Consider the following 26,450-nt stretch of genomic DNA (forward strand, 5'->3'; position numbering starts at 1 on the left):
GTCGGTGCGCGTTTTGGCATGGTGGCCCGATGACATCGGTTTGCGACCTCACGGCCACGGAGCTTGCGCGCGCCATCGCCAGGGGCGAACTGTCCTCGCGTGACGCCGTCGAGGCGCACCTCGCACGGATTGCGGACCTCGATACCCAATTGGCGGCGTTCGTCACGGTCGATGCGGAGGGCGCCCGACGTGCGGCGGAAATCTGCGATGCCGCGCCCGCGCCGATCGGACCCCTGCATGGCGTGCCGATAGGGATCAAGGACCTCACCGACACCGGCGGGCTCACGACAACTTACGGATCGGCTCTGTTCCGCGATCACGTCCCGGCGGGGGACGATCTCGTGGTCGCGCGGCTGCGGCGCGCCGGTGCGATCATTCTGGGAAAGACCAACACGCCGGAATTCGGCTTCGGTGCGGTCTGCACCAACCGGTTGTGCGGGCCGACGCGCAATCCCTTCGATCCCGCGCTGACCTCCGGCGGATCGTCCGGCGGCTCTGCCGTTGCGGTCGCGGCCGGCATGGTGCCGCTGGCGCATGGCACCGATTTCGGCGGCTCCGTGCGGACGCCCGCCAGCTTCTGCGACGTCGCCTCGATCCGGCCGACCCCCGGCCGCATTCCGTCGCCGCGCCGTCCGCTCGGCTGGGACATGCTGGCGACCCACGGCTTCCTCGCTCGCAGCGTTGACGACCTCGAACTTGCGCTGTCGGCATGCGGGGGAAGCGACGCGCACGATCCGCTCTCGGCCGGAATTGTCAGTGACGATCGAGCGATCGCAGGACGTCCCCGGATCGCCGTCACGCCCGATTTCGGCGTCGCGCCGGTTGCGCGCGACGTTCGAGCCCGCTTTGCCTCCGCCTGCGAGGAGTTCGCGCGCATCGCCGATCTCGTGCCAGCCTCGCCCGATTGCGGCGGCGCGATCGAGACCTTTCGGACGTTGCGCGCCGCCCACATTGCCAACAATTATGGTGAGCTGCTGAGAGCGCGTCGCGCCGAGCTCACGCCCACCGTGATCTGGAACATCGAGGCGGGCACAAAACTCTCCGCCGAAGATTATCTCAACGCCGAGCGCCGCCGCACGGCGATCTATCGCAGCTTTCGCCAGCTGTTCACGCGCGCGGACTTCATGGTCGCGCCGGCGGCATCGGTCTTGCCCTGGCCGAATGAGATCAGCGACGTCACCGCCATCGACGGCGCTCCGCTGGAGACGCCGATCGACTATCTCGCCGTCACCTTCATCGTGTCGCTGGTCGGCTTTCCGGTCCTGACCTTGCCGGCACCTCGGGGAGTGGACGAGCTGCCGTTCGGCATCCAGATCATCGCGCCGCCGGGATGCGAATCCCGCTTGTTTGCCTTCGGCCGCATCATCGAGAACGAATTGAGTTTTTCGCATCGCCGGCCGCCCCTCTGATCAGCTGTCGCGATGCTCGAGCCGGGCGGCGAGCGCGTCGGCAAGACCGATGGTCGGCTTGGCGGCGGGCCGGCGGAACGTGCCCACCGTCGCCTTGCGCAGGCGCAGCGCCACCAGCGCCTCGGCCTGCTTCACGGCGGCAATGACCTGATCGACCACAGGGACGGGGATCCGGTCGGCGACGCGTTCGGCAAGACCGGAAAGCGGCGCGCCGGCGAAGATCAGCACGTCGGCCTCGTCCTCGACAATGGCGCGCTGTGCGAGATCGACCAGCACATCCTCCTTCTCGGTGCCGACCTCGGAGATCGCCTGGAACGGCGTGTCGAGCATGCGGATGCCGGCGCAGCGATCCCACAGCCCGTGGGCGCGGACGCACTCTTCGTACCAGGGCCCCAGCGCTTGCGCGAAGGTGACGATGGCGAAGCGGCGGCCGGCCATGCAGGCGGTCAGCATCGCCGCTTCCGCCATGCCGACCACTGGAATGTCGAAGGTTTCGCGCGCGGCGAACAGGCCGGGATCGCCGAAGGCGGCGATGATCGCGGCATCGACCTTGTTGTGCTGTTCGGCCAGCATCTCCAGCGCGATGGCGCCGCCGATCTGCGCCTCGGTCCGCGTCGCGATATAGGGCACGCCGCGGGTCGCGGTGCAGGGGATCAGCTCTGTGCCGGGCGAGACCGCGCGCTGCCCGACCCGCATCATCAGCTGCGTGACTTCGGTGCTGGTGTTGGGGTTGAGCAGCAGCAGCTTCATGGTCATGCCGCCGTCTGCTTGGCTTGAGAGGTGGCGATCACTTCGAGCAGGGCGGTGCCGGTGCGCCGGACATGGGCGCCGAGCAGGCGACCGGCCGCTTCGCTGTCGCGCGCCTCGAGCGCTGCCAGGATGTCGGCGTGCTCGTCGACCGAATTGCTCCAGCGGCTGTTAGCGCCGAGCGCGAGGTAGCGCGCGCGTTCGGCGCGGGAGATCAGCGTCTCGTGCGCCTCGCGCAGCGGCGCGTTGCGCGCCATGCGGACGATGGTGTTGTGGATCTCGCCGTTGATGGCGAAGTAATCGTCGAGCTTGCCGTTGCGGTGATGACCCTCCATGCGGGTCTGAAGCGTGCGCAGGCGGGCGAGATCGCGCTCGGTGGCGCGCTCCGCGGCAAGCTCTGCGGCCAGCCGCTCGATGCCGGCCAGCGCTTCGAACAGTTCCGAAATGCCGTCGACGGCGATGTCGGCGATGCGGGGGCTGCGATTGGGGCGCAGCTCGATCAACCCTTCCGCCGCCAGCACCTTCATCGCCTCACGCAAGGGCGTGCGCGACACGCCGAGCTCCTTCGACAGTCTGGTCTCCTGGGTCTGCGATCCCGGCGGCAGCTCGCCACGAATGATCATCGTCCGCATCCGCGCGGCGGCGCGCTCGTGCAGGCCCATCCGCTTGAGTTTGGGCGACTTTCGTCCCTTCGGCGCTTCCGATTTCTGCTGCACGCGTGCCTCACTGCTTGCGCTTATCTTAGCCGTTTCCAGCCCTTTGACTTGCTCAAAATACCGACGCATCTCGCTGAAAACAATGGCACAACGCGCAAATTGTATGCAGCATGCAGAATCCCCGTTGCGCTGCCGCAAAGGTCGACCGATGATCTCTGACGACGCGCGAGACCTCGCGCCTTCGAAACGGAGTAAGCGATGCGGACGAGTTTGCGATGGGGCCTCGTGGTGATGGCGGCGATGTTCGGTGGAAGCGATCTCGCCTCCGCGCAGACCGCCAAGATCAAGCTCGGTTACGCCAAATGCGCGCACTGCCTGCCGATGTCGCTGGTTGCAGGCATGGCGAAGGGTGTCGAGGTCGAGGCCACCGGCTTCAACTCGGGCAATGACGTCCTCACCGCTTTGGTGTCGAAGAGCATCGACGTCGCCCAGGTCACCTATCTCCACTACATCACCGCGCTCGACAAAGGCTTCGACGTCGTCGCCGTGTCCGGCCAGATCAACGGCGGCTCGGAATGCCTCTCCTCCGCGAAGCTGAACCTGCCGCCGGAGGACTGGGCTACGTTCAAGGCGACCGCTCTGAAGGCGAAGAGCGACGGCCAGCCGCTGAAGGTCGCAGCGTCACGCGGCAATGCGCAGGACATCCACATGCGCGGCGCGTTCCTCAAGCAGGGCGTCGATCCCAACAAGGACATCCAGTTCATCAACATTCCCAATCCGTCGGACCACCTCGCAGCCTTGCAGCGCGGCGAGGTCGACTTGATCTGCTCGGTCGAGCCGTTCGCCTCGCAGATCAGGCTCGCCGGCGCCGGCAAGCACTTCGTGCTGCCCTACGACCAGGCCGCCGGCAATCTGACCAACCTCATCGTCACCCGATCCGACGTGATCGCCAGCCAGCGCGCCGGCGTCCAGGGCGTGGTCACCGCGGTGGTCGAGCTTGACAACAAGCTGATCGCCGACAAGGCGCCGTGGATCGACGTCATCAACAAGCTCACCGGCCTCGACAAGACGGTGGCGACCGAAGCGCTGAAGAATGCCTCGCCGGATCCCGCGATCCATCGCTCGCAGACGCTCGCGATCGCCGCGATGATGCGCGATCTCAAATACATTGCGAAGGACGTCTCCGCGGACGCGGAGAAGAACATGGACTATTCGTTCCTCGAGCAGGCCACGGGAAAAGCCAAGAATGACCTCGGTTATTGACGCCGCGCCGGTCAAGCCGGCATTCCGGCTGACACGGGCGTTTCAGGGGCTCGAACGCGTCGTCGTCCCCGCGCTGCTGATCGCCGGTTGGGAGGCCTTCGCCCGCAGCGGCATGCTGCCGCCGGCGCTGCTGCCGGCGCCGAGCGCGGTGCTGCATGCGCTCGGTGACTGGGTGTTCGGCCTCGACGAGACCACGCAGACCTATTCGGGCCACTGGCTGCGCGATGCGCTCGCCAGCGCTCTTCGCGTGTTCGGCGGCTTTGCGCTGGCAAGCCTCTTCGGCATTCTCGCCGGCGTCGCGATCGGCTGGTCGCGCCTGTTCGAGAAGACGCTGGAGCCGACGCTCCAGATGCTGCGTCCGATCCCGCCGGTGTCCTGGATCCCGCTGGCGATCATCTGGTTCGGCATTGCCGACAAGCCGGCGATCTTCCTGGTGTTCCTCGGCGCCTTCTTTCCCGTGCTGATGAACAGCATCCACGGCGTCAAGACTGTGGACCACAATCTCGTGCGTGCCGGGGCGATGATGGGCGCAAGCCAGCGGCAGATGCTGACCGACATCGTGCTGCCGGCGGCGCTGCCCTCGATCTTCGCAGGCCTGCGCATCGCGGTCGGATCCGCCTGGATGCTGACGGTCACGGCCGAGATGGTCGCGGTGAAGAGCGGCCTCGGCTATGTGCTGTGGGATTCCTACTACTTCCTGCGCTACGACATCGTGTTAGCTGCGATGATCTCGATCGGACTGCTCGGCTATCTCTCCGACCTCGGCCTCAAGGCGATCATGGCGCGCACGCTGCGCTGGCAGCAGACGACCACCGTGCAGGGCAGGGCAGGCTGATGGCGGCAATCGAGCTTCGCAACATCGTCAAGGTATTTTCCGACAAGCGGCGCGGTCGCGACCTGCTGACGCTGGACAACATCAATCTCGATATCGAGGCCAATGACTTCGTCTGCCTGCTCGGCCCGTCCGGCTGCGGCAAGTCGACGCTGCTCAACATCATCGCCGGCTTCGAGCAGGCGACAAGCGGCCGCACGCTGGTTGGCGGCAAGCAGGTCGAGCGGCCCGGCTCGGACCGCGGCGTGGTGTTCCAGCAGCCGACCCTGATGCCGTGGCTGACGGCCATCGACAACATCGCGTTCCATCTCAAGCTCAAGGGCGTCGGCAAGGCCGAGCGGCACCACCGCGCCATGGAGTTCATCGATCTCGTCGGCCTCAGCGGCTTCGAGCACCATCATCCTTCCGAAATGTCCGGCGGCATGAACCAGCGGGTCGGCATCGCCCGTGCACTGCTGATGAACCCGAGCGTCATCCTGATGGACGAGCCGTTCGCGGCGCTGGACGCCCAGACCAAGCTCGAAATGCAGGAGGAGCTGGTCGCGATCTGGCAGAAGCGCCGCTGCACCATCGTGTTCGTCACCCACAGCGTCGACGAGGCGCTGGTGCTCGGCAACAAGATCGTGGTGATGACGAAGCGGCCGGGCCGGATCCGCGAGGCCGTCAATTTCGACCTGCCGCGCCCGCGGGACATCACCAGCCCCGAATTCAACGACGCCAAGCGCCACATCCTGGCTTTGATCCGCGAGGAGTCGACGCGCCTTGCGCAGGCGTCGTAGAGTATGATCATGCGCAAGCGTCTCGGCATGATCACGCCGTCCTCCAACTCGGTGCTCGAGCCCGTCACCAGCGCCATGCTGCATGGCGTGGCTGACATCACCGCGCATTTCTCCCGCTTCCGCGTCACCGAGATTGCACTGGACGCCGCTGCGCTGAGCCAGTTCGACGCCTCCGCGATGCTGCCGGCGGCGGATCTGCTGGCGGATGCCAAGGTCGACGCCATCGCCTGGAACGGCACGTCCGCAAGCTGGCTCGGCGTCGGCCGCGACCGGAGCCTTTGCGAGGCGATTACGGCGCGCACAGGCGTGCCGGCCACCACGTCGACGCTCGCCTGCATCGATGCCGCCCGTGCGCTCGGCGCCAAACGGGTGGGCCTCGTCTCGCCCTACACCGACGACGTGCAGCGGCGGATCGGCGATGTCTGGGCCGAGGAGGGAATCGCCCCGCACACGGAGCGGCACCTCGGACTGCGCGACAATTTCTCCTTCGGCGAGGTCGCGCCTGCGACGATTGCCGGCATGATCCGCGCGGTCGCGGCTGAGGGCGCCGACGCCGTCGTCATCCTCTGCACCAATCTCGACGGCGCGGCGCTTGCGGCCTCGCTCGAGCGGGAACTGGATATTGCGGTGCTGGATTCGGTTGCGGTCACGCTTTGGCGAACCCTGAGCCTCGCCGGAGGGGACATAGCGGCACTTGCGGAATGGGGCCGGATATTCCAGACAAGGCCAGCCATCAAGTGACGGAGACGCAAGTGACCCAGCTCGATCTCGCCATTCGCGGCGGCACCATCGTGACGGCCAGCGACGAATTTCGCGCCGATATCGGCATCCGCGACGGCCGCATCGTCAGCATTGCCGATCATCTCGAGGGCGCGGCGCGCGAGATCGACGCGACGGGCCTGCTGGCGCTGCCGGGCGGCATCGATAGCCACGTCCACATCTCGCAAGCTTCCGGCCCCGACGTGGTGATGGCCGACGACTTCGCCTCGGCGACGCGCGCGGCGGCGGCCGGCGGCAACACCATGGTGCTGCCCTTTGCGCTTCAGGAGAAGGGCACCTCGCTGCGGACCTGCGTCGAGAACTACCGCAAGCTCGCCGAAGGCGAGTGCTACATCGACACCGCCTTCCATCTCATCATCTCCGATCCGACCGCGGTCGTGCTCGGTCAGGAGCTGCCGGCCCTCGTCAAGGACGGCTACACCTCGTTCAAGGTGTTCATGACCTATGACGACCTCGTGCTCAGCGACGAGCAGCTGCTCGAGGTCTTCGACGTCGCGCGCCGCGAGGAGGCGCTGGTGATGGTGCATTGCGAGGGCTACGACGCCATCCGCTTCCTCACCTCCAAGCTGGAACGCGAGGGCCATATCGCGCCCCATTTTCACGGCGTCTCGCGGCCGCAGGCGGTCGAGCGCGAGGCGACGCATCGCGCCATCAGCCATGCCGAGGTGATCGGCGTTCCCATCATGATCGTGCACGTCTCCGGGCGCGAGGCGATGGAGCAGGTGCGCTGGGCGCAGCAGCGCGGCCTGCCGGTGCATGCCGAGACCTGTCCGCAATATATCACGCTGACCGCCGACGACATGAAGGGCCTGAACATGGACATTACGGGCGCGAAATATGTCTGCTCGCCGCCGCCGCGCGATGCCGAAAGCCAGCAGGCGATCTGGGAGGGCATCACGTCAGGCGTGTTCCAGACCTTTTCGTCCGACCACTGCCCGTTCCGCTACGACGATCCCAAGGGCAAGCTGACGCCGAATTCACGCACCTCGTTCCGCTGGGTACCGAACGGCATTCCCGGGGTCGAGACGCGGCTGCCGATCCTGTTCTCAGAGGGCGTGTCGAAGGGACGGATCAGCTTGCAGAAATTCGTCGAGCTGACCGCGACCAACCATGCGCGCATCTACGGCCTCTATCCGCGCAAGGGTTCGATCGGTGTCGGCTTCGATGCCGACATCGTGCTGTGGGACCCCAAATTGAAGAAGCCGATCCAGCAGGCCGATCTGCACCACGGCGCGGACTACACGCCGTGGGAGGGCTTTGACGTCACCGGCTGGCCCGTCACGACGGTAGCCCGCGGCCGCGTGGTGTACGAGCACGGCAAGATCGTCGGCGACAAGGGCGCGGGCGAGGTGCTCAGCCGCGGCAAGTCCAGCCTGGTGTGATCCCCACTCGATGTGGGGATCACATCGGGTAGGCGGTCTCTACCGTCAGTTCGTCGGTCCGTCGCCGCGGATCACGAATGTCGTGGCCTTCAGCTTGGTCATGCCGAACTTGTCGAACAGCTTGTCATAGGTGCCGTCGACGCGGATCGCGGTGAGTGCATCGGCAACGGCCTGGGCCAGCAGCTTGTCGCGGAAGGCGAAGGTGATGTCGGTGCCGGCGATGTCGCGGACCCAGATCTTTGCGATGCCCTTCTGTTCGAGCGAGTTGGCGGTCTCGTTGATGTTGAGCGCGGCCTCGAGCTGGCCGGCACGCAGCGCCGCCGAGGTGGCGGTGACGGTGGTGAAGGTGCGCAGCTCGACCGGCTTGAGGCCCTTGGCCTCCATCGCGGTGCTGAACTCACGTGCCTTGCGCTCGGTGTAGGTCGCCGATTCCACGCCCACCACGCGGCCGGCGAGATCCTCGAATTTCTCCAGCTTCAGGCTTGAGGAGGGATCGGTGTAGATGCTGATCGCCTGCTGCGCGTACGGCACGAGGTAGAGCATCTTCGAGCGCTCCTCGGTCCAGAACAGGCCGGTGTTGATGGCGTCGAAGCGACCCGAGCGCAGCGCCGGGATCATCGGCGGGAAGTCCATGCGCAGGAACACCGCCTCGACGCAGATGCGCTTGGCGATCTCGCGGGCGAGCTCGACGTTGAGGCCCTGCAACTCGCCCTTGTCGTCGACGAATTGCTGCGGCGGCAGCGTCGGGTTGATCGACATCTGCCATTTCGGCGCTTCGATCAGGCTCGACGCCGGCACCTTCGGCGTACAGGTCTGGGCGCCGGCTGCCTGGGACAGGCCGATCAGCAGGGCGAAGGCGGAGAAGGTCTTGGGAAATCGCATCTGAATACTCCGATCAAATCGTGGGTGGCAGAGGAGCCGTTCTCCGGTCCGACGTCTTTTTCATTGTCTCGTCAAATGGCCGCCGTCGCGTCGCGATCGGCCTGCCTGGTCAGGATCAGCGAGGTGTGGCGGGCCGCCGTCACCACCTCGTCGCGCTGGTTGAGAAGGTCGAGCGTCTCGATGACGATGCCGCGCGCGGGATTCCTGGTCGGCCGCTTCTCGACGAAGCGGAAGCGGACGCGCAAGACATCGCCGGCGACGATCGGCGCCTTGAACCGCACCTCGTCCCAGCCGAGCGAGGCGACCGAGGTCTCCTCGTACAGCTTCAGCTCCGACTTCAGTCCTTCCATCAGCGACAGGCCGAACAGCCCGTGGCCGATCACCGCGGGAAAACCGCGCGACTTCGCATAGCCGGCATCGACGTGGAGCGGATGATGGTCGTGCGTGACATCGGCGAATACCGCGATATCGGCCTCCGTCACGGTGTGCATGGCGGTCTCGAACTCCGCGCCGAGCGCGATGTCCTCGTAACGGAGATTGATCGGGGCGCTGATCTCCATGCCGAATCCCTCAGGCGACCTTGCGCGGCCGCGCCGGCAGAGCCTTGAAGCTCTGCGCGATGCCCATGGGCCCGGAGCGGAAGATGCGCGGATCCATGTCCTTCAGTTGCGGGCTGATGCGCGGCCGAAAGCCCATATGGGCGAGGATGTCCTCCTCCAGGCGCGCGCCCGGCGCGATCTCGGTCAAGGTCACGCTGCCGTTCTCCAATTCGAACACGGCGCGCTCGGTGACATAGCTGACGTGCTGGCCGCGCTGCGCGGCGAGCGAGGCACTGAAGCTGATCTGGCCAACCTGCGGCACGAACTTGCGGAAGGCGCCGTCTCGCCGGATCGCGAGGCGCCCGTTCTCGACGCCGATGTCGAACTTGCCACCGGTCATGGTGCCACTGAAGATCAATCGCTTGGCGTTCTGCGTGATGTCGATGAAGCCGCCGGAGCCGTCACGGCGCTCGCCGAAGCGGGTGACGTTGACGTTGCCCTTCTCGTCGACTTCCGCGAAGGAGAGGAAGGCGCAGGAGAGGCCACCGCCGTCGTAGAAGTCGAACTGATAGGCCTGGTCGAGGATGACGCGCGGATTGATGGCCGTGCCGAATTCGCGCGCATGGCCCGGCACGCCGCCGACCACGCCGGATTCCACCGTCAGCGTGATCAGGTCGGAGATGCCTTCCTCGGCGGCGACATTGGGGATCATCGCGGAGATGCCGACGCCGAGATTGACGACGTCGCGCGGGCGCAGCTCGAAGGCGGCGCGGCGGGCGATCACCCGCCGCTCGGTCAGCGGATCGGGTGTGATCATCGCCACCGGCACACGCGTTTCGCCGCAGCGCGCCGGATCATAGGCCGTGCCGTAGGTCTGCATCTGATCGGGCTCGAGCACGACGTGGTCGATCAGGAAGCCCGGAATCTTTACCATCTGCGGATGGATCGAGCCGCGCTTCACGATCCGCTTGACCTGGCAGATCACGGTGCCGCCGGCATTGTGCACGGCCTGCGCGATCGAGAGATCCTCGCGCGTCGTGCCCTCGTGCTCCATGCTGATATAGCCGTCCTCGTCGGCTGAGGTGCCGCGGATGATGGCGACATCGGGCGGAGCGGGGACGCGGTACAGCAGCCAGGACTGGCCGTGCAGCTCGAGCAAATCGACCAGCGGCGCGGTGGTGCGCTTGTTCATGCGGCCGCCGTCCTGGCGGGGATCCATGTAGGTGTTGAGCCCGACATGGGTGAGCACGCCGGGATGTTTCGCCGCCATGGCGCGGCAGAGCTGGCTCATCACGCCTTGCGGAAAATTGTAGGCGTCGATCAGCTCGTCGCGGACGAGGCGCATGAACGGCACCTGGAGGCCGAAATTGCCGCCGATCACGCGCGCGATCAGGCCTTCATGGGCGAGATGGCAGAGGCCCTTCTCGGTCACGGCGCCGACACCGGTGATGTTGATCAGCGTCAGATTGTGCGGGCCCTGGCTACCGAGGAAGCGTTGCTCCAGCGCATCGAGGATGGCTTCGGCAGCGCCCGTGCCGCCATTGCCGCCGACAATCAGCGTGTCGGCATCGCGGATCAGGCCTGCGGCCTCTGCCGCGGTGATGATGCTCAGCATGACCGCACGCCCCGCATCACGCGGCCTCCTTCTCGACCTGGCGGGCGATGATCAGCCGCTGGATCTGGTTGGTGCCCTCGTAGATCTGGGCGAGGCGCACGTCGCGGAACAGCCGCTCGATGCGGTACTCGCGCGAATAGCCGTTGCCGCCGTGGATCTGGAGTGCGTTGGAGACGTGCTTCATCGCCATGTCGGTCGTGAACAGTTTTGCCTGCGCCGCCTCCTTGGCGATCGGCTCGCCAGCATCGTGCAGGCGCGCGGCGTGATGGATCAGAAGCCGTGCGGCGGCGATGTCGGTCGACATGTCCGCGAGCATGAACTGAACCGCCTGGAAGCCGATGATGGCCTGGCCGAACTGCTTGCGGTCGCGGGCATAGGCGGTGGCGTCCTCGAAGGCGGCCTGCGCCATGCCGAGCGCCATCGAGGCCATCATCAGCCGGCTGAAGTTGAAATTGCTCATGGCCATCTTGAAGGCCTGGTTCTCCGGTCCCATCACGCTGTCCGCCGGCAGCTGCACGTCGGAGAAGGTGATCTGGCAGTCTTCAAGGCCGTGCATGCCGAGAAGCTCTTCGTTTTTGCCGCGGGCGATACCGGGCAGGGCGCCGTCGACCAGCAGGCAGGAGATGGCGCGATGGCCCGCATCCGCGCCGGTGCGCGCGAACACCATGATGCGATCGGCGACGCCGCCGAGCGTGACCCAGGCCTTGGTGCCGTTGAGCCGCCAGCCGTTGCCGTCGCGCACCGCGTTGGTGCGGATGCCGGCGACGTCGGAGCCGTGGTCGGGCTCCGAGACGGCGGTCGCGGGAATAATGTCGCCGCTGAGAATTTTGGGGATCAGCGCCTTGTGCGCATCGGTGCCGTGATGGTCGAAGAACAGCACCGCCTCGACAGGGATCGCGAAGGCATTGGCGACTGCGCCGGAGCATCGCGCCAGCTCCTCCATCGCGATGCAGGCCGCGACCCCATCGAGACCTGCGCCTCCAGCGCCCTCGCGCAGGCAGATGCCGAACAGGCCGAGATCGGCCATGCCCTTGTAGAGCGCGCGGTCGAAACGGTCCTCGCGGTCGATCGTGGCGGCGCGCGGGAGGATCTCTGCTTCCGCGAAGCGGCGCGCTGTCTCGCGCAGGGCTTTCTGGTCTTGGGAGTAGAAGCGGTCCATGGCGTGCGGCTCCCGTCAGTCGCTGGCGAGCTTGGAATCGTGCGAGACCTCGCTGCGGTCGCGATCGAGGAAATAGACCGCGACGTCGTCGCCGGGCACGCCATAGGCGCTGCATACGCTGCGGGTCAGCGCGATGGCGGCGGCGCGGCGCTCGGCCTCGCTGCGGCGAAACGCGTGCACCTTGAGCAGGATGCGCTGTCCGGCGTCCCCAGCTCCCATCGTGCCGGCATGGGCGTAGTCGTCGGGCGCAATGGTCAGGAAATAGAGCGTGACCGTATCCGCGGTCACGCCGAACGACGACATCAGGCCGTCGGTCACGGACCTCGCCAGCGCAGCCTTGTGCTGGATTGGGGCTTGCGGGGCTAGCACTTCGACATAGGGCATCGATCAGACCTTCGCGGGCTTGGACGCAGACGATTTGGCCGCAGACGATTTGGACGGGGATTTGGGCTTCGTGGACCTGGTGGAGACCGGGGCGTCGAGCTGGCGGCAGGAGTCGCGCTTGATCAGCCGGGCGCCGACGCGATATTCGCGAACGCCGTCATTGCCGTTGCCCTTCGCCTCCATGCGATGCAGCAAGCGGTCGACGGCGAGATTGGCGAGATCGCGCGCGCCGTTGTCGACGATGCTGATGGCGGGGCGATGCCATTCGAACCACGGCATGTCCTCGTAGCAGAGCAGCGAGAGGTCGTCGGGGATCGCGATGTTCCGCTCCGCCGTCACGCGCAGCACGCCGAGCGTTGCCTCGTGGTTGGCGACGAAGATCGCGCTCGGCGGGCGCGAAAGGTCCAGCAGCTTGCGGCAGCCCGTCGCACCGGTCTCGGGAACGAAATGGCCGGCATGAATCAAAGTGTCGTCCCTGGTGATGCCGGCTTCGCGCAGAGCGCGGACATAGCCGGACAGCCGCTCACGGCCGGACGTCGTGTCCTGGCGGCCGACGATCAGTCCGATGCGCTTGTGGCCGAGCTCGATCAGGTGGCGCGTGCCGAGATAGGCGCCCTGCGGATCGTCGGCGAGCACGGTCTCGAGATCGGTTGCGTCATCGCGCCGCACCAGGCAGACGATCGGAACATCCTTCGCCAGCGCCTTGAGCTGCGGGCCGTTCTTGCCGGTGGGGACGACGATCAGCCCGTCGATGCGATGGTCGACCAGCGTCGTGAGGGTGTCGCTCTCCTGCTGCGGATCGTCGCCGCCGATACACAGAAGCATCTGATAACTCAGCGCCTTCAGGCGCGCCTGCACCACTTCGGCCATCACCTGGAACGAGGCGTTGGTGAGGTTGTGCACGAGCAGCGCTACGAGCCGCGATTGTCCGGTCTTCAGTCCGCGCGCGATGGGGTTCGGCCGATAGCCGAGCTCGCGCGCGATACGTGTCAGGCGCTGCTGCGTGCGCTCGCTGGTCAAGCCGGTTCCAGTCAGTGCGCGCGAGGCGGTACTGACCGAAACGCGGGCCGCCTGTGCCACATCTTTGAGCGTGACGGTCATCAAACCTGCCGATAGACTGCAATCGATTGCAAGAACGCTATGGGCTATTTCCACATGGATCAAGCCCAAAAAATGGATGGTGTTGCTCAATGCAGAGCCAGTTACGCAATCGATTGCAAAAATACTGCGGATATTCCGCAGTTGATCGTTGTCCTCTCAATCAACTTGATCGCCCGGCAGCTCCCTGATGAAGACGTTTCGCGGCACCTACACCGTCATGATCACCCCGTTCACGCAAGGCGGCGACGTCGATGTCGCGGCGTTGCGCGCCTTTGTCGACTGGCAGATCGCGGAAGGCATTCATGGGCTGATCCCGCTCGGTTCGACCGGCGAATTCCTGTCCCTCGACGATGACGAGAAGGCACTGGTGGCGGAGGTCGTCATCGGCCAGGCCGCGGGGCGCGTGCCCGTGCTGATCGGCACCGGAGCGGAGGATACCCGCGAGGTGGTTCGCCTCAGCCGCCGTGCCGAAAAGCTGGGCGCCGACGGCGTCATGATCATTCCGCCGTTCTATTCGACGCCGACCGACGACGAACTCGTCCATCACTACAAGACGGTGGCCGACGCGATCGCGCTGCCGATCATGGTCTACAACAATCCGGCGACCGCCAACGTCGATCTCAAGCCGCCTCTCGTGGCGCGCATCGCCGAGATCGACAATTGTCTCTATATCAAGGAGTCAACGCTGGAGGTGACGCGGGTGCGCGACATCATCCGGCTCTGCGGTGACAGGATGACCGTGTTCGGCGGCATCCTCGGCTTCGAATCCTTCGTCGAGGGCGCGCAAGGCTGGGTCGCTGTCGCCTCCAATGTCGTGCCGTCCGAGATGGCGCGCATCTTCAGCCTCGTCGCAGACGAGGGCGCCATCAAGGAGGCGCGTGAGCTCTATCTGAAATATCTGCCGGTGATCGAATTCGTCGGCGGCCAGGCCTATGTCGCCGGCAGCAAGGCGCTGCTCGGCCATATGGGGCTTGCGGTCGGCGACCCGCGCCCGCCGCGCCTGCCATTGCCGGCCGCGCAGGACGCGGTTGCGCGTGCATTGGTCAAGGCGTTCGATCTCGCGTGGCGCGGCGCGTCCATTGCGGCTGCTTAAACGGGTGTGACCGGATGAACCTGCTCGACGGCGTCAAGATCCTCAGCTTCAACCATTATCTCGCAGGCCCGCTGGCCGCACAGACGCTCGCCGATCTCGGCGCCGACGTCATTGCGGTCGAGCCGATCGAAGGCGCGTTTCAGCGCAACTGGGCGGTGGCCAATCATTTCGTTGCGGGCGACAGCGTCAATCATCTGGCGACCGGGCGCAACAAGCGCAGTATCGCGGTCGATCTCAAGCATCCCGACGGCATCGCGGCCGTGAAGAAGCTGGTGGCGACCTCCGATGTCGTGATGGAGAATTTCCGGCCGGGGACCATGGCCAAGCTCGGCCTCGGCTACGAGACGCTGAAAGCGATCAATCCAGGCCTGATCTATGCGGTTGCAACCGGCTTTGGTTCGGAAGGGCCCTACAAGGATCGTCCCGGCCAGGACCTGCTGCTCCAGGCCATGTCGGGCCTGGCGATGCGGACCGGGCGCGCCGATGGCGAGCCGACTGCTGTCGGCGCGGTGATCGTCGATCAGCATGCGGCCTCGCTCTATGCCATGAGCATTCTCGCCGCGTTGTTTGCCCGGACCAGGACGGGGAAGGGGCAGCTCGTCGAGGTCAACCTCTATCAGGCCGCCCTAGATCTCCAGGTCGAGCCGCTGACCGCCTGGCTCAATGGCGCGCCGTCGCCGACGCCGCGCGGTCCGGCCGGAATCGCCGCCTGGTTCAGCCCCGGACCTTACGGCATTCACGCGACGGCCGATGGCCATCTCGCGATCTCCATGGCGGCGCCCAAGGCGCTGGCGGCAGGGCTCGACTGCGAAGAGTTGCAGCGGTTCGGCGAGGCCGACAGTTTCTCGAAGCGCGAGGAGATCACGCGGATCGTCGCGGCGCGCCTGAAACAGAAGTCGACTGCCGATTGGCTGCCCTTGCTTGAAGCGGCGCGGATCTGGCACGCGCCGGTGCAGGACTATCGCGACCTCGAGGCCGATCCCCAGCTTAGACATCTCGGCGTGTTCAAGTGTGCCGAGAGTGCAGGGGGCGCGCAAATCCGGATGGTCGCGCATCCCGCGCGCTATGACGGCCGGACACCGGAGGTGCGGCTGGTTCCGCAGCGGTTGGGTGCGCAGACGCGCGAGGTGCTCGGCGAGATCGGCTACGGCGCTGCCGACATTGACGCGATGATCGCCGGCAAGGCGGTGGGAGTGGCGCGATGATCGATTTTTCAATCCCCGAGGATACGCGCCTCCTGGTCGATACCGTCCGCCGCTTCGTGGAGACGGAGGTGCAACCTCTCGAGGACGAGGTGGAGCGGACGGCTACGGTGCCGGCCGATGTGCTGGCGGTCACCAAGGCCAAGGCACAGAAGCTCGGCCTGTATGCGATGAACATGCCGGCCGACATCGGTGGCGGCGGGCTGTCCTGCGTCGAGCATTGTCTCGTCGAGGAAGAGTTCGGCAAGACCTCCGATGCATTGATCCGCCGCGTGTTCGGCCAGGTCTATCCGATGCTGATGGCCTGCAAGGGCGACCAGGTCGAGCGCTATCTGCTGCCGACGGTGAAGGGCGACAAGATCTGCGCCATGGCGATCACCGAGCCGGGCGCCGGCTCGGATGCGGCCTCGATCAGCACGACCGCTCATCTCGATGGCGACCAGTGGGTGCTCAACGGGACCAAGCATTTCATCAGCGACGGCGACATCGCCGATTACGTGATCCTGATGGCGCTGACCGACAAGGAGAAGCGCGCCCGGGGCGGCATCACGCTGTTTCTGGTCGATCGTGGCACAGCTGGCTTCAAGGTCGCGCGCACGCAGCCGATGATGGGCCACCGCGGCTATGGCCATGCCGAGCTGACCTTCGAGGACTGCCGGATTCCGAAAGCGGCCGTGCTCGGCGAGGTCGGCGGCGGATTCAAGCTGATCATGCAGAGCGTGCTCCAGATCCGGCTGGCTCATATTGGCGCCCGGGCGGTGGGCATGGCGCAGCGTGCGCTCGAGATGATGCGCAAGCATGCCGGCGAGCGGCGTCAGTTCGGCCAGCTCATCGGTGACTTCCAGATGGTGCAGAAACTCATCGCCGATTCCGCCACCGAGATCTTCGGCGTCAAGATGATGGTGATGAACGCCGCCTGGGACATCGATCAGGGCCGGGATGCGCGCGACAAGGTCTCGATGATCAAGGTCGCGGCGTCCGAGATGCAGGGCCGCGTCGTCGACCGCGCCATCCAGGTGTTCGGCGGCATGGGCTTCAGCAAGGACCTGCCGCTGGAGCGCATGTACCGCGACGCGCGCGTCACCCGCATCTACGACGGCACCTCCGAAATCCACCGCATGCTGGTCGCGCGCAGCACCATCAAGAACGGCTTGCAGCTCTAGGGAAACGACCGATGTCTCACGCACCTCTCAAGCCCGGCGCCGTCTTCGCCTTCCGCAAGACCATGACGGTGGCGGAGCAGGCGATGTTCACCGGCATCAGTGGCAATCTTGGTGGCCTCTATGTCGATGCCGTCCGCGCCAGGAAGGCCGGCGCCTCCAACATGGTCGCCTTCGAGCTCGCGGTCGGCGGCCTTGCCACGACCTGCCTCAGCCAGCTCGGCGGACCGACGCGGCGGATCGGCAGCATCGCGCTGAATTTCGCTGCGCCCGTGATCGTCGGCGAGTCCGTCGAGGCCAAGGCCGAGATCGTCTCGGTTGCGGGTGATGACGCGGTCTGCCGCGTCACCTGCACGCTGTCGCCCTCGGGGGCGACCGTGGTGGACGGTACTGCGACGCTGGTTCCGTTTGCGAAGGGCTGAGCCATGTACGAGCCGAAATCCTTCGACGATCTGAAGGTGAACGACAGGGTCAGCCTCAGCAAGACCATCACCGAGGCGGACGGTGCGCTCTATATTGCCGCGACCGGCGATTTCGGCCCCGTCCATGTCGACGAGGTCTATGCGGGCGCAACGCGCTTCGGCCGAAGGCTGGCACCGGGGATCATGGTCGCGGGGCTCTGCACCAGCATCCTCACCAGCGAACTGGTTGGCACGATCGGCGTCTCTGTCGAGGACCGGTTCTGGTTCACCGGCCCGGTGTTCTACGGCGACACACTCACCTTCGACGTCTGGATCGCCGAGCAGCACGACGAGACCCGCACGATCATCTGGGAAGCAAGCGCCCGCAACGAGGGCGGCCTCGAGGTGCTGAAGGCGCGCGCGAGCCTGAAATTCCCGCGGCGGAAACCGTCATGAGCAAGCCGATGAAGAAACCTGACTTGCGCGGCGTCACGGTCGCGACCGTGCTGCCCTTCAAGGACGACAGCGCGATCGACTGGGACGGTTACGCCCGCGTGCTGGACTATTGTGCCTGTCCGGACGGCATCGCGGCCGTGTTCGTCAACGGACATGCCGGCGAGGGCGGGTCGCTCTCGGATGACGAGCGACAGGCGGTGATCGAGCGGACGCGCAGGCAAATCGGCGGCAAGCCGCTGCTGGCCGGCATCATCGCGCATTCCACCGCGGAGGCGATCCATCAGGCGCAGCTCGCGGAAGCTGCCGGCGCCGATTGCGCCGTGTTGTTCCCGCCGCCACCGCTTGGTGGCGGCGCATCGGCGACCTCGCGTGCACCGGTGGCCTTCGTGCAGTCGGTCAGTTCCGCCATCGGCATTCCAGTGTCGATCTTCCAATATCCACTGGCGTCCGGATTTGGCTACTCGCCGGAGACGCTGGCGAAGATCGCAGCGCTCGACGGTGTCGTCGCCATCAAGGAAGGCAGCGACACCATCTTCGCCTATGACGAGAACCGCCGGGCGGTGAAGCAGGCCGATCCCACCGTCGCGATCCTGCCGTCGAATTTCAACTGGTTCCTGCCGCAGCTTGCCATCGGCGGCGACGGCATTCTCTCGGGTCTCGTCAGCCTCGCGCCGGATCTGTTCGTCGCGCTCTGGCAGGCGGCGCTCGCTGATGATCTCACGGCGCTGCGCGCCGTCAACGAGCGGCTCTATCCGATCGTGCGGGCGATCTACGGGCCGGCGCCGATCATGGACATGCACACGCGCATGAAAGTCGGGCTCAAGGCGCTCGGCCTGATCCAAAATGCGGATCCGCGACCGCCGTTGCTGCCGGTCGTTCCTGCGCTGTGCGACGTCATTGCAACGACCGTCGGCGCGGCGCGCGCGGCCGGCAACATCCGCCTGGCGTGACGGAGGCACGGATGCCCGACGAGGCCTTCATCCACATCGTGCGGGTCGACATCGATCCCGAGCACGAGGCCGCGTTCAACGCCTGGTACGAGCAGAGGCATTTTCCCGATCTGCTCGCCTGTCCCGGCTGGCTGTCCGCAAAGCGCTTCGTCTCGATCGGCGAGGGACCAAAATACGCGGCCATTTACGAAGTCGCGGGACGATGGGCGTTCGAGACGCCGGAGTTCCTGAAGGTGAAGGGTTTCGGTCCGTTCGAATCCCTGGTGAAGAACTTCATGCGAATCCAGCTCAAGCCGATGTCGGGATCGGCTTGAGGGAGCGAAGACGATGCTGCCTGTCGTGTCGTGCGATCCGGCCGGCCGCATCCAAGAAACATTGAGGGGGAAACCCGGGCGAGGGACTGCATCGGTCATTGGCGTCTTACTGGAGGTATCACATGCTCTCGACACTGCTTCGCCTGAGTGCGGCGGCCGCACTCGCTCTCGCATCCACGGCTGCGCATGCGGCCTGTACGCCCGGGATTACCGACGACAATCTGATTGCGCCCGGGAAGTTGCAGCTCTCGATCAATCCGACCAACCCGCCGCAGCAATTCGTCGACAAGGACGGCCAGTTGCAGGGCCTCAACGTGGAACTCGCCGCCGAGCTCGGCAAGCGGTTGTGTCTTCCGGTCGAACTCGTCCGGATGGATTTTCCGGCGATGATCCCGGCCATGAACGCAGGCCGCATCGACGGCATCGACACCGGCATGTTCTGGACCGAGGAACGTTCGAAGCTGATGTACATGGTGCCGTACGCCATTCAGGCGATTTCGGTCGTGGTTGCGCCCGACAGCGGCACAAAAATTGCTACCGAAAATGATCTGATCGGAAAAACATCGGCCGTCGAGGTCAGCACCTACCAGATGAACTGGCTCAAGAAGCTCAGCGATGCGAGCGTGGCGAAGGGCGGCGCAGCCGTCGAGATGCGGACGTTCCCCACCGCCACCAACGTCGTCAGTGCGCTGCTGGCCGGCCAGGTGGACAACGCGCTGCTCGTCGATAGCGTGGCGCGGGATCTCACCGGCCGCGGCCGCGTCAAGGAAGTGCTGAGCGGCCTCGGTACGGCGCGCACCACGCTCGGTTTCCGCAACAAGACGGTGGTCGACGCCGTCGTCAAGGCGCTGAATGCCATGCGCGCCGACGGCAGCTACCAGGCGCTGTTCGACAAGTTCGGACTGACCAGCATGCCGGCCGATCAGCCGCTTGCGATCGCCGGCCCGGGTCCGGCCTGAGGAGACGAGCCGATGAGCCATTTCAGTCCGACGGCCGCCGTCAACTACTTCTTCAACTACTTCCTGATGAAGGGTGTGCTCGTCACCATCGGCCTGACGGTGGCGGCTGTCATCGGCGGATTGATTCTCGGCATGGGCATCGCGTTGATGCGCATGTCGTCCAACCCCGTGCTGTCAGGCTTCTCGCGCTTCTACATCTGGTTCTTCCGCGGCACGCCGCTGCTGATCCAGCTCGTGGTGATCTACAGCGGCTTGCCGCAGCTCGGGATCAAGTTCTCCGTCATCACCTGCGCGCTGGTCGGGCTCATTCTCAACGAGGCGGCCTACCTCGCCGAGATCGTGCGCAGCGGCTTCATGGCCGTTTCGGCAGGGCAGCGCGAAGCCGCCTGGGCGCTCAGCCTGTCGCCCTGGGTGACGTTCCGCCGTGTGACCCTGCCGCAGGCGTTCCGGCTGATGATCCCGCCGCTCGGCAACTCCATCAACTCGCTCCTGAAGGCGACCTCGCTCGCCTCGGTGATCTCGGTCGAGGAGCTCATGCGCCGCAGCGACATGCTGATGCAGGAGCATTTCCAGATCCTCGAAGTCTACGCGGCGGCCACGGCCTATTACCTGATCCTCACCTCGGTCTGGGATGCGATTCAACGCCGGCTGGAGAAGCATTTTGGCCGGTCGAGTGCCGCGAAGTCCAGGCGGATCGCGGCGACGGCACCGGTTGCGCAGACGAGCGTGGAGGCCCGGGCATGAGCGAGATATCGATGAATACGGCTAGCGGTGTCGAAGGCGCAACGGCGCAATCGCAATTGCGCGATGTGCCTGCGGTTCGTATGGAGGCCGTCTACAAGCACTATGGCGACTTCACCGCGCTGGACCAGGTCGATCTCAAGGTCGCCAAGGGCGAGAAGATCGTGGTCTGCGGTCCCTCCGGCTCGGGCAAGTCGACGCTCATTCGCTGCATCAACCATATCGAGAAGCACGACGAGGGCCTGATCTACGTCAACGGCGTCGAGCTCGATCATCAGCGCAAGAACATCGATGCGGTCAGGCGCGACACCGGCATGGTGTTCCAGAGCTTCAACCTGTTCCCGCACATGACGGTGCTGGAGAACTGCATCCTGGCGCCGATGACCGTGAATGGCATGTCGGAGGCGGAGGCAAAGGACCTCGCCATGCATTTCCTCACCAAGGTCCGGATTCCGGACCAGGCCGAGAAATTTCCCGGCCAGCTCTCGGGCGGCCAGCAACAGCGCGTCGCCATCGCACGCGCGCTGTGCATGCGGCCGAAGATCATGCTGTTCGACGAGCCGACCTCCGCACTCGACCCCGAGATGGTCAAGGAGGTGCTGGAAACGATGAAGAAGCTCGCGGAGGAGGGCATGACCATGCTGTGCGTGACCCACGAGATGGGCTTCGCCCGCGAGGTCGCCGACCGCATCGTGTTCATGAACGAGGGCAAGGTCGTGGAGCAGGCTGCGCCGGAGGAGTTCTTCCAGCATCCGAAGTCCGAGCGGGCGCGGACGTTCCTCGACCAGATCATTCACTAGCCGATGTCGAGCGGGATGCGGACATTCAGCGATCGCCTGCGCGGCATCCATGCCGCCACGATCGTGCCGATGACACCTGATTATGGGATAGATGAGGCGCAGCTGGCGGCGCATCTCGCCGCGGTTGCGTCCACGCCGGGCATCAATGGGCTGTTGGTCAACGGCCACGCCGGTGAGAATTTTGTGCTGTCGCTCGCCGAAAAACAGCGCGTGGTGGAGCTGGCGCGCGAGTACGCACCGAAAGACTGCCTGATCGTCTCTGGCGTCAATCACGAATCAAGCCTGGAGGCCGCGCGAGAGGCGGCTGTGCTGGAGCGGGCGGGCGCGGACGGACTTCTGGTGTTCCCTCCCAACAGCTGGGCGCTCGGTCACGCCGATGACTGCGTCATCGCGCATCACCGCCATATCCGCGAAGCGACAACCGCACCCTTGATGCTCTACGCTGCACCAGTTGGTGCGGGAGCCATGGCCTATGCGCCGCCGCTGCTGGAGCAGCTCATCGCCGATCGCCGCTTCGTCGCAATCAAGGAAGGCAGCTGGGAGGTCGCGACCTACGAGCAGAATCTGAGGTTGATTCAGAAGCTGCGTCCGGAGTTCGTTGTGCTCGGCTCCGGTGACGAACATCTGCTGACAAGCTACCTCGTCGGTTCGGCCGGCAGCCAGGTCAGCCTCGCCTGCGTCGTGCCGGAGCTTGTCGTCAGCCTTTGGAACGCGGCAGAATCCGGAGACTGGGAGCGGGCGCGCGCCGCGCACGAGAAGCTATATCCGCTTGCGGTCGCGATCTATCGCGATGCACCGGGAGGACGCGCGACGGTGCGGCTCAAGGCCTGCCTGAAATTGCTTGGGCGTCTCTCATGCGACGCGGCGCGACCGCCGCAGCCGCCGGCAATGGCGAACGAATTGCGGGCGCTGGAACAGGCACTTCGGATCGCCGGCGCGCTTTAGGCCTGGAAGAACGGATTGGCCGGCCGCGCAAGGCCGAGGTGATCCCGCAACGTCGTCCCCTCATAGTCCGCGCGGAACAGCCCACGCTCCTGCAGGATGGGTACGACGAGCTCGACGAAATCCGCGAACCCTTCGTGGAAATAGGGCGGCATGACGTTGAAGCCGTCGGCGGCGTGCTCCTCGAACCAGAGCTGGAGCGTGTCGGCGATGCGCTCGGCCGAGCCGCACAGCACCCAATGGCCGCGAGCGGCGGCGGTGAGGTTGTAGAGATCGCGCAGCGTCATGTTCTCGCGGCGGCCCTTGGCGAGCATGACGCTGGCGAAACTGTGATAGCTGTCGGACGGCGCGATGTCCGGGATCGGGCCGTCGAGATCGTAGGCCGACATGTCCCGGCCGAAGCGGTCGGACAGGATCGCGAGCGCATTGCTGCCGCTGACAAAGCTCTGGAGCACGTTGAGCTTCTCGAACGCCTCCTTGTCGGTGCGGCCGACGACCGGCATCACGCCCGGCAGCACCGTGACATCGTCCGCCCTGCGGCCGAACGCCGGCAGTCGCGTCTTCAATGACGTGTAGCCGGCCTTGGCCTCCTCGATGTCCTGCACCACCGAGAAGACGATGTCGGCGGTGCGAGCGGCGAGAGCCTGGCCGGCCTCGGAGCCGCCGGCCTGCAGCACGACGGGGCGGCCTTGCGGGCTGCGGCCGATGTTGAGCGGGCCCTTCACCTTGAAGAACGCGCCGTCATGGTCGATCGGGCGGAGTTTTGCCGGGTCGATGTAGAGGCCGCTGGCGCGGTCGGCGACGATGGCATCGTCAGCCCAGCCGTCCCACAGGCCTTTGACGACATCGAGGAATTCGCCGGCCATCTCGTAGCGTCGCGCGTGGTCGGGATGGGTGGTGCCGAAATTCGCGGCCGTGGCCGGATTGGCCGTCGTCACCGCATTCCACGCCGCGCGTCCCCCGGAGATGTGGTCGAGCGAGGCGAACACGCGCGCGACCGAGAACGGATCGCTGTAGGTGGTCGAGACGGTCGCGCCGAGCCCGATATGGCTGGTCGAAGTCGCGAGCGCGGCCAGCATCGTCAACGGCTCGAGCCGCAGCGTGTAGGAGGGATGGGCGGCGGCGTCGGCATAGAGATTGTCGCCCATGAAGATCAGGTCGAACTTGCCGCGCTCGGCGGTGCGGCCGATCTCCTGGATCGCCGCGAAGTCCTGGAAGCTGTCGACTGCGCCGGGATAGCGCCAGCCGGCGACGTGGCTGCCGGTACCCAGGATGAACAGGCCGAGATGCATCTGTCGTTTCATGGCGTCATGTCCAGAACAGGATCTTGCGTTCGAGGAAACCGATCAGGCCGAAGAAGGCGAGGCTCGCCGCGGATGCGACGAAGATCGCCGCCCAGACCTGGACGAAGTCGATCTGGAGCACGGCCTGGTAGATCACCCAGCCAAGCCCGCCATGCGCGCCGAGCATCTCGGTGACGATCGCCACGATCACGCTGCGCACGGTCGAGACGCGCATGCCGGCGAGCAGCAGCGGCAGGGCGGTCGGCAGGCGCAGGCGCCACAGCACACCGAAGCGGCTTGCGCCAAAACTCTTCATGAGATCGACGGCGCGGCGGTCGACGCGGTCGAGCCCGGCCAGCATCGAGAGCAGGATGGTGAAGCTCACCGCCATCGCCACCATCACGATCTTCGAGCTGACGCCGATGCCGAACCAGAGCAGGATCAGCGGCGAATAGCCGACCACGGGCACCGAATTGATCGCGGTTGCGAGCGGCAGGATCGCGCTGCGAAGCGCCGGAACCAATGCGATCGCGACGGCGAGGCCGATACCGATCAGGCAGCCGAGGCCATAACCCACCAGCGCTTCGAGCAGGGTGTAGCCGGCAGCGTCAATGAGCGTCGCGCGCTTGGACCAGAGGCCGGCGAGGATGTCGCTGACGGCGGGCAGAACATAGGCCGGCAGATGCAGTCCGCGCGCCGCGCCTTCCCAGCATGCGACCAGGAGGACGGCGCCCAGGATGCCGCGCTGGACGGCGAGCGAAGGTGAGGCAAACGCGCGGCTCATTGCTCGGCGTTCCAGAACACCAGCCGTCGCTCGACCGCGGCGACGACCGCATAGAAGCCGGTGCCGAGTAACGCGGCGGCGAGCAGGGCGGCCCAGATCGCGACGACGTTCTCGGTGAACATGGCCTGGAGCAGCAGTACGCCGAGCCCGGTGGTGTCGCCGAACCATTCGCCGACGATGGCCCCGACCAAGCTCAGCGATGCGGCGAGCCGCAGCGCGACGAAGATCTGTGGCAATGCGGTTGGAAGCTGCAAGCGGAGCAGGAGCTGGCGGTTGGAGGCGCCGAAGCTGCGCATCAAGGCGACCTGCTTGGGATCGACGGTTTCGAGGCCCAGCAGCGTGTTCACCGTCACCGGAAAGAAAGTCAGATAGAACGCAATGATCGCCTTGGCGAGCAGCGTATTGCCGAACCACAGCACCACGAGCGCCCCGAAGGCGATGACCGGAATGGTCTGCGACACCACGAAGATCGGAAACACCATCTCGCGCAGCGCGCGGACGCGGAAGAACACGACGCCCATGAGCACGCCGAAGGCGCCGCCGGACGCAAAGCCGATCAGGGTCTCGGCGAGCGTGCGCAGGAAACCGTCGACATAGGCGCGAGGCGTCGCCGCTATCGCCATCAGGATGGTGCTGAGGCGCGGCAGGTAATAAGGCCGGATGCCGAACAGCTGCACCGCGCCTTCCCAGATCACCGCCGCGACAACGAGACCGAGCAGGAGCCGGATCAGCTTGCGCAGCGGAGCCGGCATCGCTATCGACCGCGCGGCCGCGCCGGCTTCACCAAGCGATGTCGCCACGGGGCTGCTCACGGCAGCCGGTCCGCCTGCGGAACGCCCTGGATGAAGCTTGCATCATACGCGGCGGCAAGATCCAGCGGCTTGGAGATCACGCCGTACTTCAGGAAGAAGTCGTGGGCGGTCTTGACCGCGTCGGCATCGATCCAGAACATGCCGTTCTTCGCCGCCGCGCCGGATGTCATCAGGCGTTTCACTTCGGTGAGCATGAATTCCTGCTGCGCGCGGTCGAGCGTCGGGGCTGTGGCCATCATGGTGTCGACGGCGCCCTTGGGATCTGCGAAGGCATCCTTCCAGCCCTTCAGCGACGCGCGCAGGAATGCCTTGACCAGCTCCGGTTTCTCCTTGGCGGTCGCCTCGGCCACGATCAGCGTGTCGCGCGGGAAGGTGATGCCGTAATCCTCGGCGACGAAGGTCTTCAAACTGTCCTTCGGCATGCGCGATTGGATGGTGTAGAACTCGTTGTAATAGGTCGCCGTGACCACATCGACGCTGCCGTCGACGAAGGGCGTCACCGAAACCTGCTGCGGCTGGATCTTCAGTTCGTCCGGCTTGATGCCTTCCTTGGCCAGCATGCCGTTCAGAACATGGTTGGCACCTGTGAACCAGGTGGTGACCGTCTTGCCTTTAAAATCCTGGATCGTCTTCACCGGCCCGTCCTTGCGGGTGACGAAGATGAACGGGGTGATCTGGTGCGACACGCCGATGCAGACGATCGGAAGCCCCTTGTCGCGCGCCGCGAACACGCTGTCGGTGCCGCCGGACAGACCGAACGTGTCGGCGCCGGTCGCGACCAGGTTTTCGGTGAGCAGGTTGGGCCCGCCGGGATTGATGGTGAGGTCGATGCCCTCGGCCTTGTAGTAGCCCTTGGCAGCCGCGACATAGAAGCCGGCGAATTGCGCCTGCGGCAGCCATTTCAGGCGCAGGCTCGCCTTCTGCAACTCGGCCGCGGGCGCGGCCGTGACAAGCGAGCCGGTCGCCAGTGCGATGCCGGAGAGGACAGAGAAAGCGTGGCGTCGGCTCAACATGGTCATACTCCA

General features: G+C 65.7%; 30 protein-coding genes. 18 read left to right on the forward strand and 12 right to left on the reverse strand.

Going from position 1 to position 26,450, the window contains the following annotated elements:
- The first annotated feature begins 29 nt into the window (after nucleotides 1–29).
- On the forward strand, nucleotides 30–1,409 hold the full coding sequence (locus E4K65_RS02185) for an amidase (protein ID WP_135172708.1): 1,380 nt from the start codon (nucleotides 30–32) through the stop codon (nucleotides 1,407–1,409).
- Here E4K65_RS02185 and E4K65_RS02190 read toward each other — a convergent pair whose 3' ends face one another.
- The gene (locus E4K65_RS02190; protein ID WP_167770532.1) at nucleotides 1,410–2,159 is read right to left on the reverse strand and encodes an aspartate/glutamate racemase family protein; all 750 of its coding nucleotides are present in this window, start codon (nucleotides 2,157–2,159) and stop codon (nucleotides 1,410–1,412) included.
- Nucleotides 2,160–2,161: 2 nt separating this feature from the next.
- Entirely contained in the window at nucleotides 2,162–2,872 is a 711-nt protein-coding gene (locus tag E4K65_RS02195) for a GntR family transcriptional regulator (protein ID WP_167770533.1), read from the reverse strand.
- Between the two features lie 198 nt (nucleotides 2,873–3,070).
- On the opposite strand from E4K65_RS02195, the gene E4K65_RS02200 reads away from it, so the two are divergent.
- The 5 genes from E4K65_RS02200 to hydA are packed head-to-tail and all read left to right on the forward strand — an operon-like array spanning nucleotide 3,071 to nucleotide 7,848.
- On the forward strand, nucleotides 3,071–4,075 hold the full coding sequence (locus tag E4K65_RS02200) for an ABC transporter substrate-binding protein (RefSeq protein ID WP_135172710.1): 1,005 nt from the start codon (nucleotides 3,071–3,073) through the stop codon (nucleotides 4,073–4,075).
- Nucleotides 4,059–4,910, forward strand: a complete 852-nt coding sequence (locus tag E4K65_RS02205) for an ABC transporter permease (protein WP_135172711.1) — start codon at nucleotides 4,059–4,061, stop codon at nucleotides 4,908–4,910. The genes E4K65_RS02200 and E4K65_RS02205 overlap by 17 nt, the downstream gene beginning before the upstream one ends.
- Nucleotides 4,910–5,686, forward strand: a complete 777-nt coding sequence (locus tag E4K65_RS02210) for an ABC transporter ATP-binding protein (RefSeq protein ID WP_092188632.1) — start codon at nucleotides 4,910–4,912, stop codon at nucleotides 5,684–5,686. Before E4K65_RS02205 ends, E4K65_RS02210 begins: the two co-directional genes overlap by 1 nt.
- 3 nt (nucleotides 5,687–5,689) lie before the next feature.
- On the forward strand, nucleotides 5,690–6,427 hold the full coding sequence (locus E4K65_RS02215; protein WP_135172712.1) for a maleate cis-trans isomerase family protein: 738 nt from the start codon (nucleotides 5,690–5,692) through the stop codon (nucleotides 6,425–6,427).
- A complete protein-coding gene (gene hydA, locus E4K65_RS02220) occupies nucleotides 6,388–7,848 on the forward strand; it encodes a dihydropyrimidinase (RefSeq protein ID WP_135172713.1) in 1,461 nt (486 codons plus the stop codon). Before E4K65_RS02215 ends, hydA begins: the two co-directional genes overlap by 40 nt.
- Nucleotides 7,849–7,893: 45 nt before the next feature.
- Here the strand turns inward: hydA and E4K65_RS02225 are convergent, their stop codons facing one another.
- The 6 genes from E4K65_RS02225 to E4K65_RS02250 form a co-directional block, all read right to left on the reverse strand.
- Entirely contained in the window at nucleotides 7,894–8,730 is an 837-nt protein-coding gene (locus E4K65_RS02225; protein WP_135172714.1) for an ABC transporter substrate-binding protein, read from the reverse strand.
- A 71-nt stretch (nucleotides 8,731–8,801) separates the two neighbouring features.
- Nucleotides 8,802–9,290, reverse strand: a complete 489-nt coding sequence (locus E4K65_RS02230; protein ID WP_135172715.1) for a MaoC family dehydratase — start codon at nucleotides 9,288–9,290, stop codon at nucleotides 8,802–8,804.
- A gap of 10 nt (nucleotides 9,291–9,300) precedes the next feature.
- Nucleotides 9,301–10,884, reverse strand: a complete 1,584-nt coding sequence (locus tag E4K65_RS02235; RefSeq protein ID WP_135172716.1) for an acyl CoA:acetate/3-ketoacid CoA transferase — start codon at nucleotides 10,882–10,884, stop codon at nucleotides 9,301–9,303.
- A 16-nt stretch (nucleotides 10,885–10,900) separates the two neighbouring features.
- Nucleotides 10,901–12,043 (reverse strand): acyl-CoA dehydrogenase family protein, encoded by a 1,143-nt coding sequence (locus E4K65_RS02240; RefSeq protein WP_135172717.1) that lies wholly within the window; start codon nucleotides 12,041–12,043, stop codon nucleotides 10,901–10,903.
- 15 nt (nucleotides 12,044–12,058) lie between these two features.
- A complete protein-coding gene (locus tag E4K65_RS02245) occupies nucleotides 12,059–12,427 on the reverse strand; it encodes a tautomerase family protein (RefSeq protein WP_135172718.1) in 369 nt (122 codons plus the stop codon).
- Nucleotides 12,428–12,430: 3 nt separating this feature from the next.
- A complete protein-coding gene (locus E4K65_RS02250) occupies nucleotides 12,431–13,528 on the reverse strand; it encodes a LacI family DNA-binding transcriptional regulator (RefSeq protein ID WP_135172719.1) in 1,098 nt (365 codons plus the stop codon).
- Between E4K65_RS02250 and E4K65_RS46885 the strand changes: the two genes are divergently transcribed.
- The 12 genes from E4K65_RS46885 to E4K65_RS02305 all read left to right on the forward strand — a co-directional run bounded on the left by E4K65_RS46885 (nucleotide 13,431) and on the right by E4K65_RS02305 (nucleotide 22,549).
- On the forward strand, nucleotides 13,431–13,673 hold the full coding sequence (locus E4K65_RS46885) for a hypothetical protein (protein ID WP_167770401.1): 243 nt from the start codon (nucleotides 13,431–13,433) through the stop codon (nucleotides 13,671–13,673). The two genes, E4K65_RS02250 and E4K65_RS46885, sit on opposite strands and share 98 nt — an antisense overlap.
- 39 nt (nucleotides 13,674–13,712) lie before the next feature.
- On the forward strand, nucleotides 13,713–14,621 hold the full coding sequence (dapA, locus tag E4K65_RS02255; protein WP_167770534.1) for a 4-hydroxy-tetrahydrodipicolinate synthase: 909 nt from the start codon (nucleotides 13,713–13,715) through the stop codon (nucleotides 14,619–14,621).
- A gap of 14 nt (nucleotides 14,622–14,635) precedes the next feature.
- A complete protein-coding gene (locus E4K65_RS02260) occupies nucleotides 14,636–15,826 on the forward strand; it encodes a CaiB/BaiF CoA transferase family protein (RefSeq protein WP_135172721.1) in 1,191 nt (396 codons plus the stop codon).
- Nucleotides 15,823–16,986, forward strand: a complete 1,164-nt coding sequence (locus E4K65_RS02265; protein WP_135172722.1) for an acyl-CoA dehydrogenase family protein — start codon at nucleotides 15,823–15,825, stop codon at nucleotides 16,984–16,986. The genes E4K65_RS02260 and E4K65_RS02265 overlap by 4 nt, the downstream gene beginning before the upstream one ends.
- Nucleotides 16,987–16,997: 11 nt before the next feature.
- Nucleotides 16,998–17,405, forward strand: a complete 408-nt coding sequence (locus E4K65_RS02270; protein ID WP_028172095.1) for a MaoC/PaaZ C-terminal domain-containing protein — start codon at nucleotides 16,998–17,000, stop codon at nucleotides 17,403–17,405.
- A gap of 3 nt (nucleotides 17,406–17,408) precedes the next feature.
- The gene (locus E4K65_RS02275; protein ID WP_011086090.1) at nucleotides 17,409–17,840 is read left to right on the forward strand and encodes a MaoC family dehydratase; all 432 of its coding nucleotides are present in this window, start codon (nucleotides 17,409–17,411) and stop codon (nucleotides 17,838–17,840) included.
- Nucleotides 17,837–18,790, forward strand: coding sequence for a dihydrodipicolinate synthase family protein (locus E4K65_RS02280; protein ID WP_135172723.1), 954 nt, complete (start codon nucleotides 17,837–17,839; stop codon nucleotides 18,788–18,790). The genes E4K65_RS02275 and E4K65_RS02280 overlap by 4 nt, the downstream gene beginning before the upstream one ends.
- 11 nt (nucleotides 18,791–18,801) lie before the next feature.
- The gene (locus E4K65_RS02285) at nucleotides 18,802–19,104 is read left to right on the forward strand and encodes a DUF4286 family protein (protein WP_135172724.1); all 303 of its coding nucleotides are present in this window, start codon (nucleotides 18,802–18,804) and stop codon (nucleotides 19,102–19,104) included.
- 122 nt (nucleotides 19,105–19,226) lie between these two features.
- Nucleotides 19,227–20,063, forward strand: coding sequence for an ABC transporter substrate-binding protein (locus tag E4K65_RS02290; protein ID WP_135172725.1), 837 nt, complete (start codon nucleotides 19,227–19,229; stop codon nucleotides 20,061–20,063).
- Between the two features lie 12 nt (nucleotides 20,064–20,075).
- The gene (locus E4K65_RS02295) at nucleotides 20,076–20,807 is read left to right on the forward strand and encodes an amino acid ABC transporter permease (RefSeq protein WP_135172726.1); all 732 of its coding nucleotides are present in this window, start codon (nucleotides 20,076–20,078) and stop codon (nucleotides 20,805–20,807) included.
- Nucleotides 20,804–21,604: an amino acid ABC transporter ATP-binding protein gene (locus tag E4K65_RS02300; protein WP_135172727.1), complete on the forward strand. Its 801-nt coding sequence runs from the start codon at nucleotides 20,804–20,806 to the stop codon at nucleotides 21,602–21,604. Before E4K65_RS02295 ends, E4K65_RS02300 begins: the two co-directional genes overlap by 4 nt.
- A gap of 15 nt (nucleotides 21,605–21,619) precedes the next feature.
- Nucleotides 21,620–22,549: a dihydrodipicolinate synthase family protein gene (locus tag E4K65_RS02305; protein ID WP_235885418.1), complete on the forward strand. Its 930-nt coding sequence runs from the start codon at nucleotides 21,620–21,622 to the stop codon at nucleotides 22,547–22,549.
- Here the strand turns inward: E4K65_RS02305 and E4K65_RS02310 are convergent.
- Genes E4K65_RS02310 through E4K65_RS02325 form a run of 4 tightly spaced genes read right to left on the reverse strand, consistent with a single transcriptional unit; the run spans nucleotide 22,546 to nucleotide 26,438 of the window.
- Nucleotides 22,546–23,850, reverse strand: coding sequence for an LLM class flavin-dependent oxidoreductase (locus E4K65_RS02310; protein ID WP_135172729.1), 1,305 nt, complete (start codon nucleotides 23,848–23,850; stop codon nucleotides 22,546–22,548). The two genes, E4K65_RS02305 and E4K65_RS02310, sit on opposite strands and share 4 nt — an antisense overlap.
- 4 nt (nucleotides 23,851–23,854) lie before the next feature.
- Nucleotides 23,855–24,613 (reverse strand): ABC transporter permease, encoded by a 759-nt coding sequence (locus E4K65_RS02315; RefSeq protein WP_135172730.1) that lies wholly within the window; start codon nucleotides 24,611–24,613, stop codon nucleotides 23,855–23,857.
- Nucleotides 24,610–25,425: an ABC transporter permease gene (locus tag E4K65_RS02320; RefSeq protein ID WP_135172731.1), complete on the reverse strand. Its 816-nt coding sequence runs from the start codon at nucleotides 25,423–25,425 to the stop codon at nucleotides 24,610–24,612. The genes E4K65_RS02315 and E4K65_RS02320 overlap by 4 nt, the downstream gene beginning before the upstream one ends.
- Nucleotides 25,422–26,438: an ABC transporter substrate-binding protein gene (locus E4K65_RS02325; protein WP_135172732.1), complete on the reverse strand. Its 1,017-nt coding sequence runs from the start codon at nucleotides 26,436–26,438 to the stop codon at nucleotides 25,422–25,424. The genes E4K65_RS02320 and E4K65_RS02325 overlap by 4 nt, the downstream gene beginning before the upstream one ends.
- Nucleotides 26,439–26,450: the final 12 nt, after the last annotated feature.

The organism is Bradyrhizobium niftali (genome assembly GCF_004571025.1).
Taxonomy (GTDB): domain Bacteria; phylum Pseudomonadota; class Alphaproteobacteria; order Rhizobiales; family Xanthobacteraceae; genus Bradyrhizobium; species Bradyrhizobium niftali.

Coding starts and splice junctions, on each gene's coding strand:
- E4K65_RS02270 (WP_028172095.1), top strand. CDS start 16,998: ATGTCTCACGCACCTCTCAAGCCCGGCGCCGTCTTCGCCTTCCGCAAG.
- E4K65_RS02205 (WP_135172711.1), top strand. CDS start 4,059: ATGACCTCGGTTATTGACGCCGCGCCGGTCAAGCCGGCATTCCGGCTG.
- E4K65_RS02315 (WP_135172730.1), bottom strand. CDS start 24,613: ATGAGCCGCGCGTTTGCCTCACCTTCGCTCGCCGTCCAGCGCGGCATC.
- E4K65_RS02285 (WP_135172724.1), top strand. CDS start 18,802: ATGCCCGACGAGGCCTTCATCCACATCGTGCGGGTCGACATCGATCCC.
- E4K65_RS02260 (WP_135172721.1), top strand. CDS start 14,636: ATGAACCTGCTCGACGGCGTCAAGATCCTCAGCTTCAACCATTATCTC.
- E4K65_RS02190 (WP_167770532.1), bottom strand. CDS start 2,159: ATGAAGCTGCTGCTGCTCAACCCCAACACCAGCACCGAAGTCACGCAG.
- E4K65_RS02310 (WP_135172729.1), bottom strand. CDS start 23,850: ATGAAACGACAGATGCATCTCGGCCTGTTCATCCTGGGTACCGGCAGC.
- E4K65_RS02250 (WP_135172719.1), bottom strand. CDS start 13,528: ATGACCGTCACGCTCAAAGATGTGGCACAGGCGGCCCGCGTTTCGGTC.
- E4K65_RS02305 (WP_235885418.1), top strand. CDS start 21,620: ATGCGGACATTCAGCGATCGCCTGCGCGGCATCCATGCCGCCACGATC.
- E4K65_RS02325 (WP_135172732.1), bottom strand. CDS start 26,438: ATGTTGAGCCGACGCCACGCTTTCTCTGTCCTCTCCGGCATCGCACTG.
- E4K65_RS02210 (WP_092188632.1), top strand. CDS start 4,910: ATGGCGGCAATCGAGCTTCGCAACATCGTCAAGGTATTTTCCGACAAG.
- E4K65_RS02185 (WP_135172708.1), top strand. CDS start 30: ATGACATCGGTTTGCGACCTCACGGCCACGGAGCTTGCGCGCGCCATC.
- hydA (WP_135172713.1), top strand. CDS start 6,388: ATGGGGCCGGATATTCCAGACAAGGCCAGCCATCAAGTGACGGAGACG.
- E4K65_RS02265 (WP_135172722.1), top strand. CDS start 15,823: ATGATCGATTTTTCAATCCCCGAGGATACGCGCCTCCTGGTCGATACC.
- E4K65_RS02245 (WP_135172718.1), bottom strand. CDS start 12,427: ATGCCCTATGTCGAAGTGCTAGCCCCGCAAGCCCCAATCCAGCACAAG.
- E4K65_RS02235 (WP_135172716.1), bottom strand. CDS start 10,884: ATGCTGAGCATCATCACCGCGGCAGAGGCCGCAGGCCTGATCCGCGAT.
- E4K65_RS02275 (WP_011086090.1), top strand. CDS start 17,409: ATGTACGAGCCGAAATCCTTCGACGATCTGAAGGTGAACGACAGGGTC.
- E4K65_RS02300 (WP_135172727.1), top strand. CDS start 20,804: ATGAGCGAGATATCGATGAATACGGCTAGCGGTGTCGAAGGCGCAACG.
- E4K65_RS02230 (WP_135172715.1), bottom strand. CDS start 9,290: ATGGAGATCAGCGCCCCGATCAATCTCCGTTACGAGGACATCGCGCTC.
- E4K65_RS02295 (WP_135172726.1), top strand. CDS start 20,076: ATGAGCCATTTCAGTCCGACGGCCGCCGTCAACTACTTCTTCAACTAC.
- E4K65_RS02215 (WP_135172712.1), top strand. CDS start 5,690: ATGATCATGCGCAAGCGTCTCGGCATGATCACGCCGTCCTCCAACTCG.
- E4K65_RS02240 (WP_135172717.1), bottom strand. CDS start 12,043: ATGGACCGCTTCTACTCCCAAGACCAGAAAGCCCTGCGCGAGACAGCG.
- E4K65_RS02225 (WP_135172714.1), bottom strand. CDS start 8,730: ATGCGATTTCCCAAGACCTTCTCCGCCTTCGCCCTGCTGATCGGCCTG.
- E4K65_RS02200 (WP_135172710.1), top strand. CDS start 3,071: ATGCGGACGAGTTTGCGATGGGGCCTCGTGGTGATGGCGGCGATGTTC.
- E4K65_RS02290 (WP_135172725.1), top strand. CDS start 19,227: ATGCTCTCGACACTGCTTCGCCTGAGTGCGGCGGCCGCACTCGCTCTC.
- E4K65_RS02280 (WP_135172723.1), top strand. CDS start 17,837: ATGAGCAAGCCGATGAAGAAACCTGACTTGCGCGGCGTCACGGTCGCG.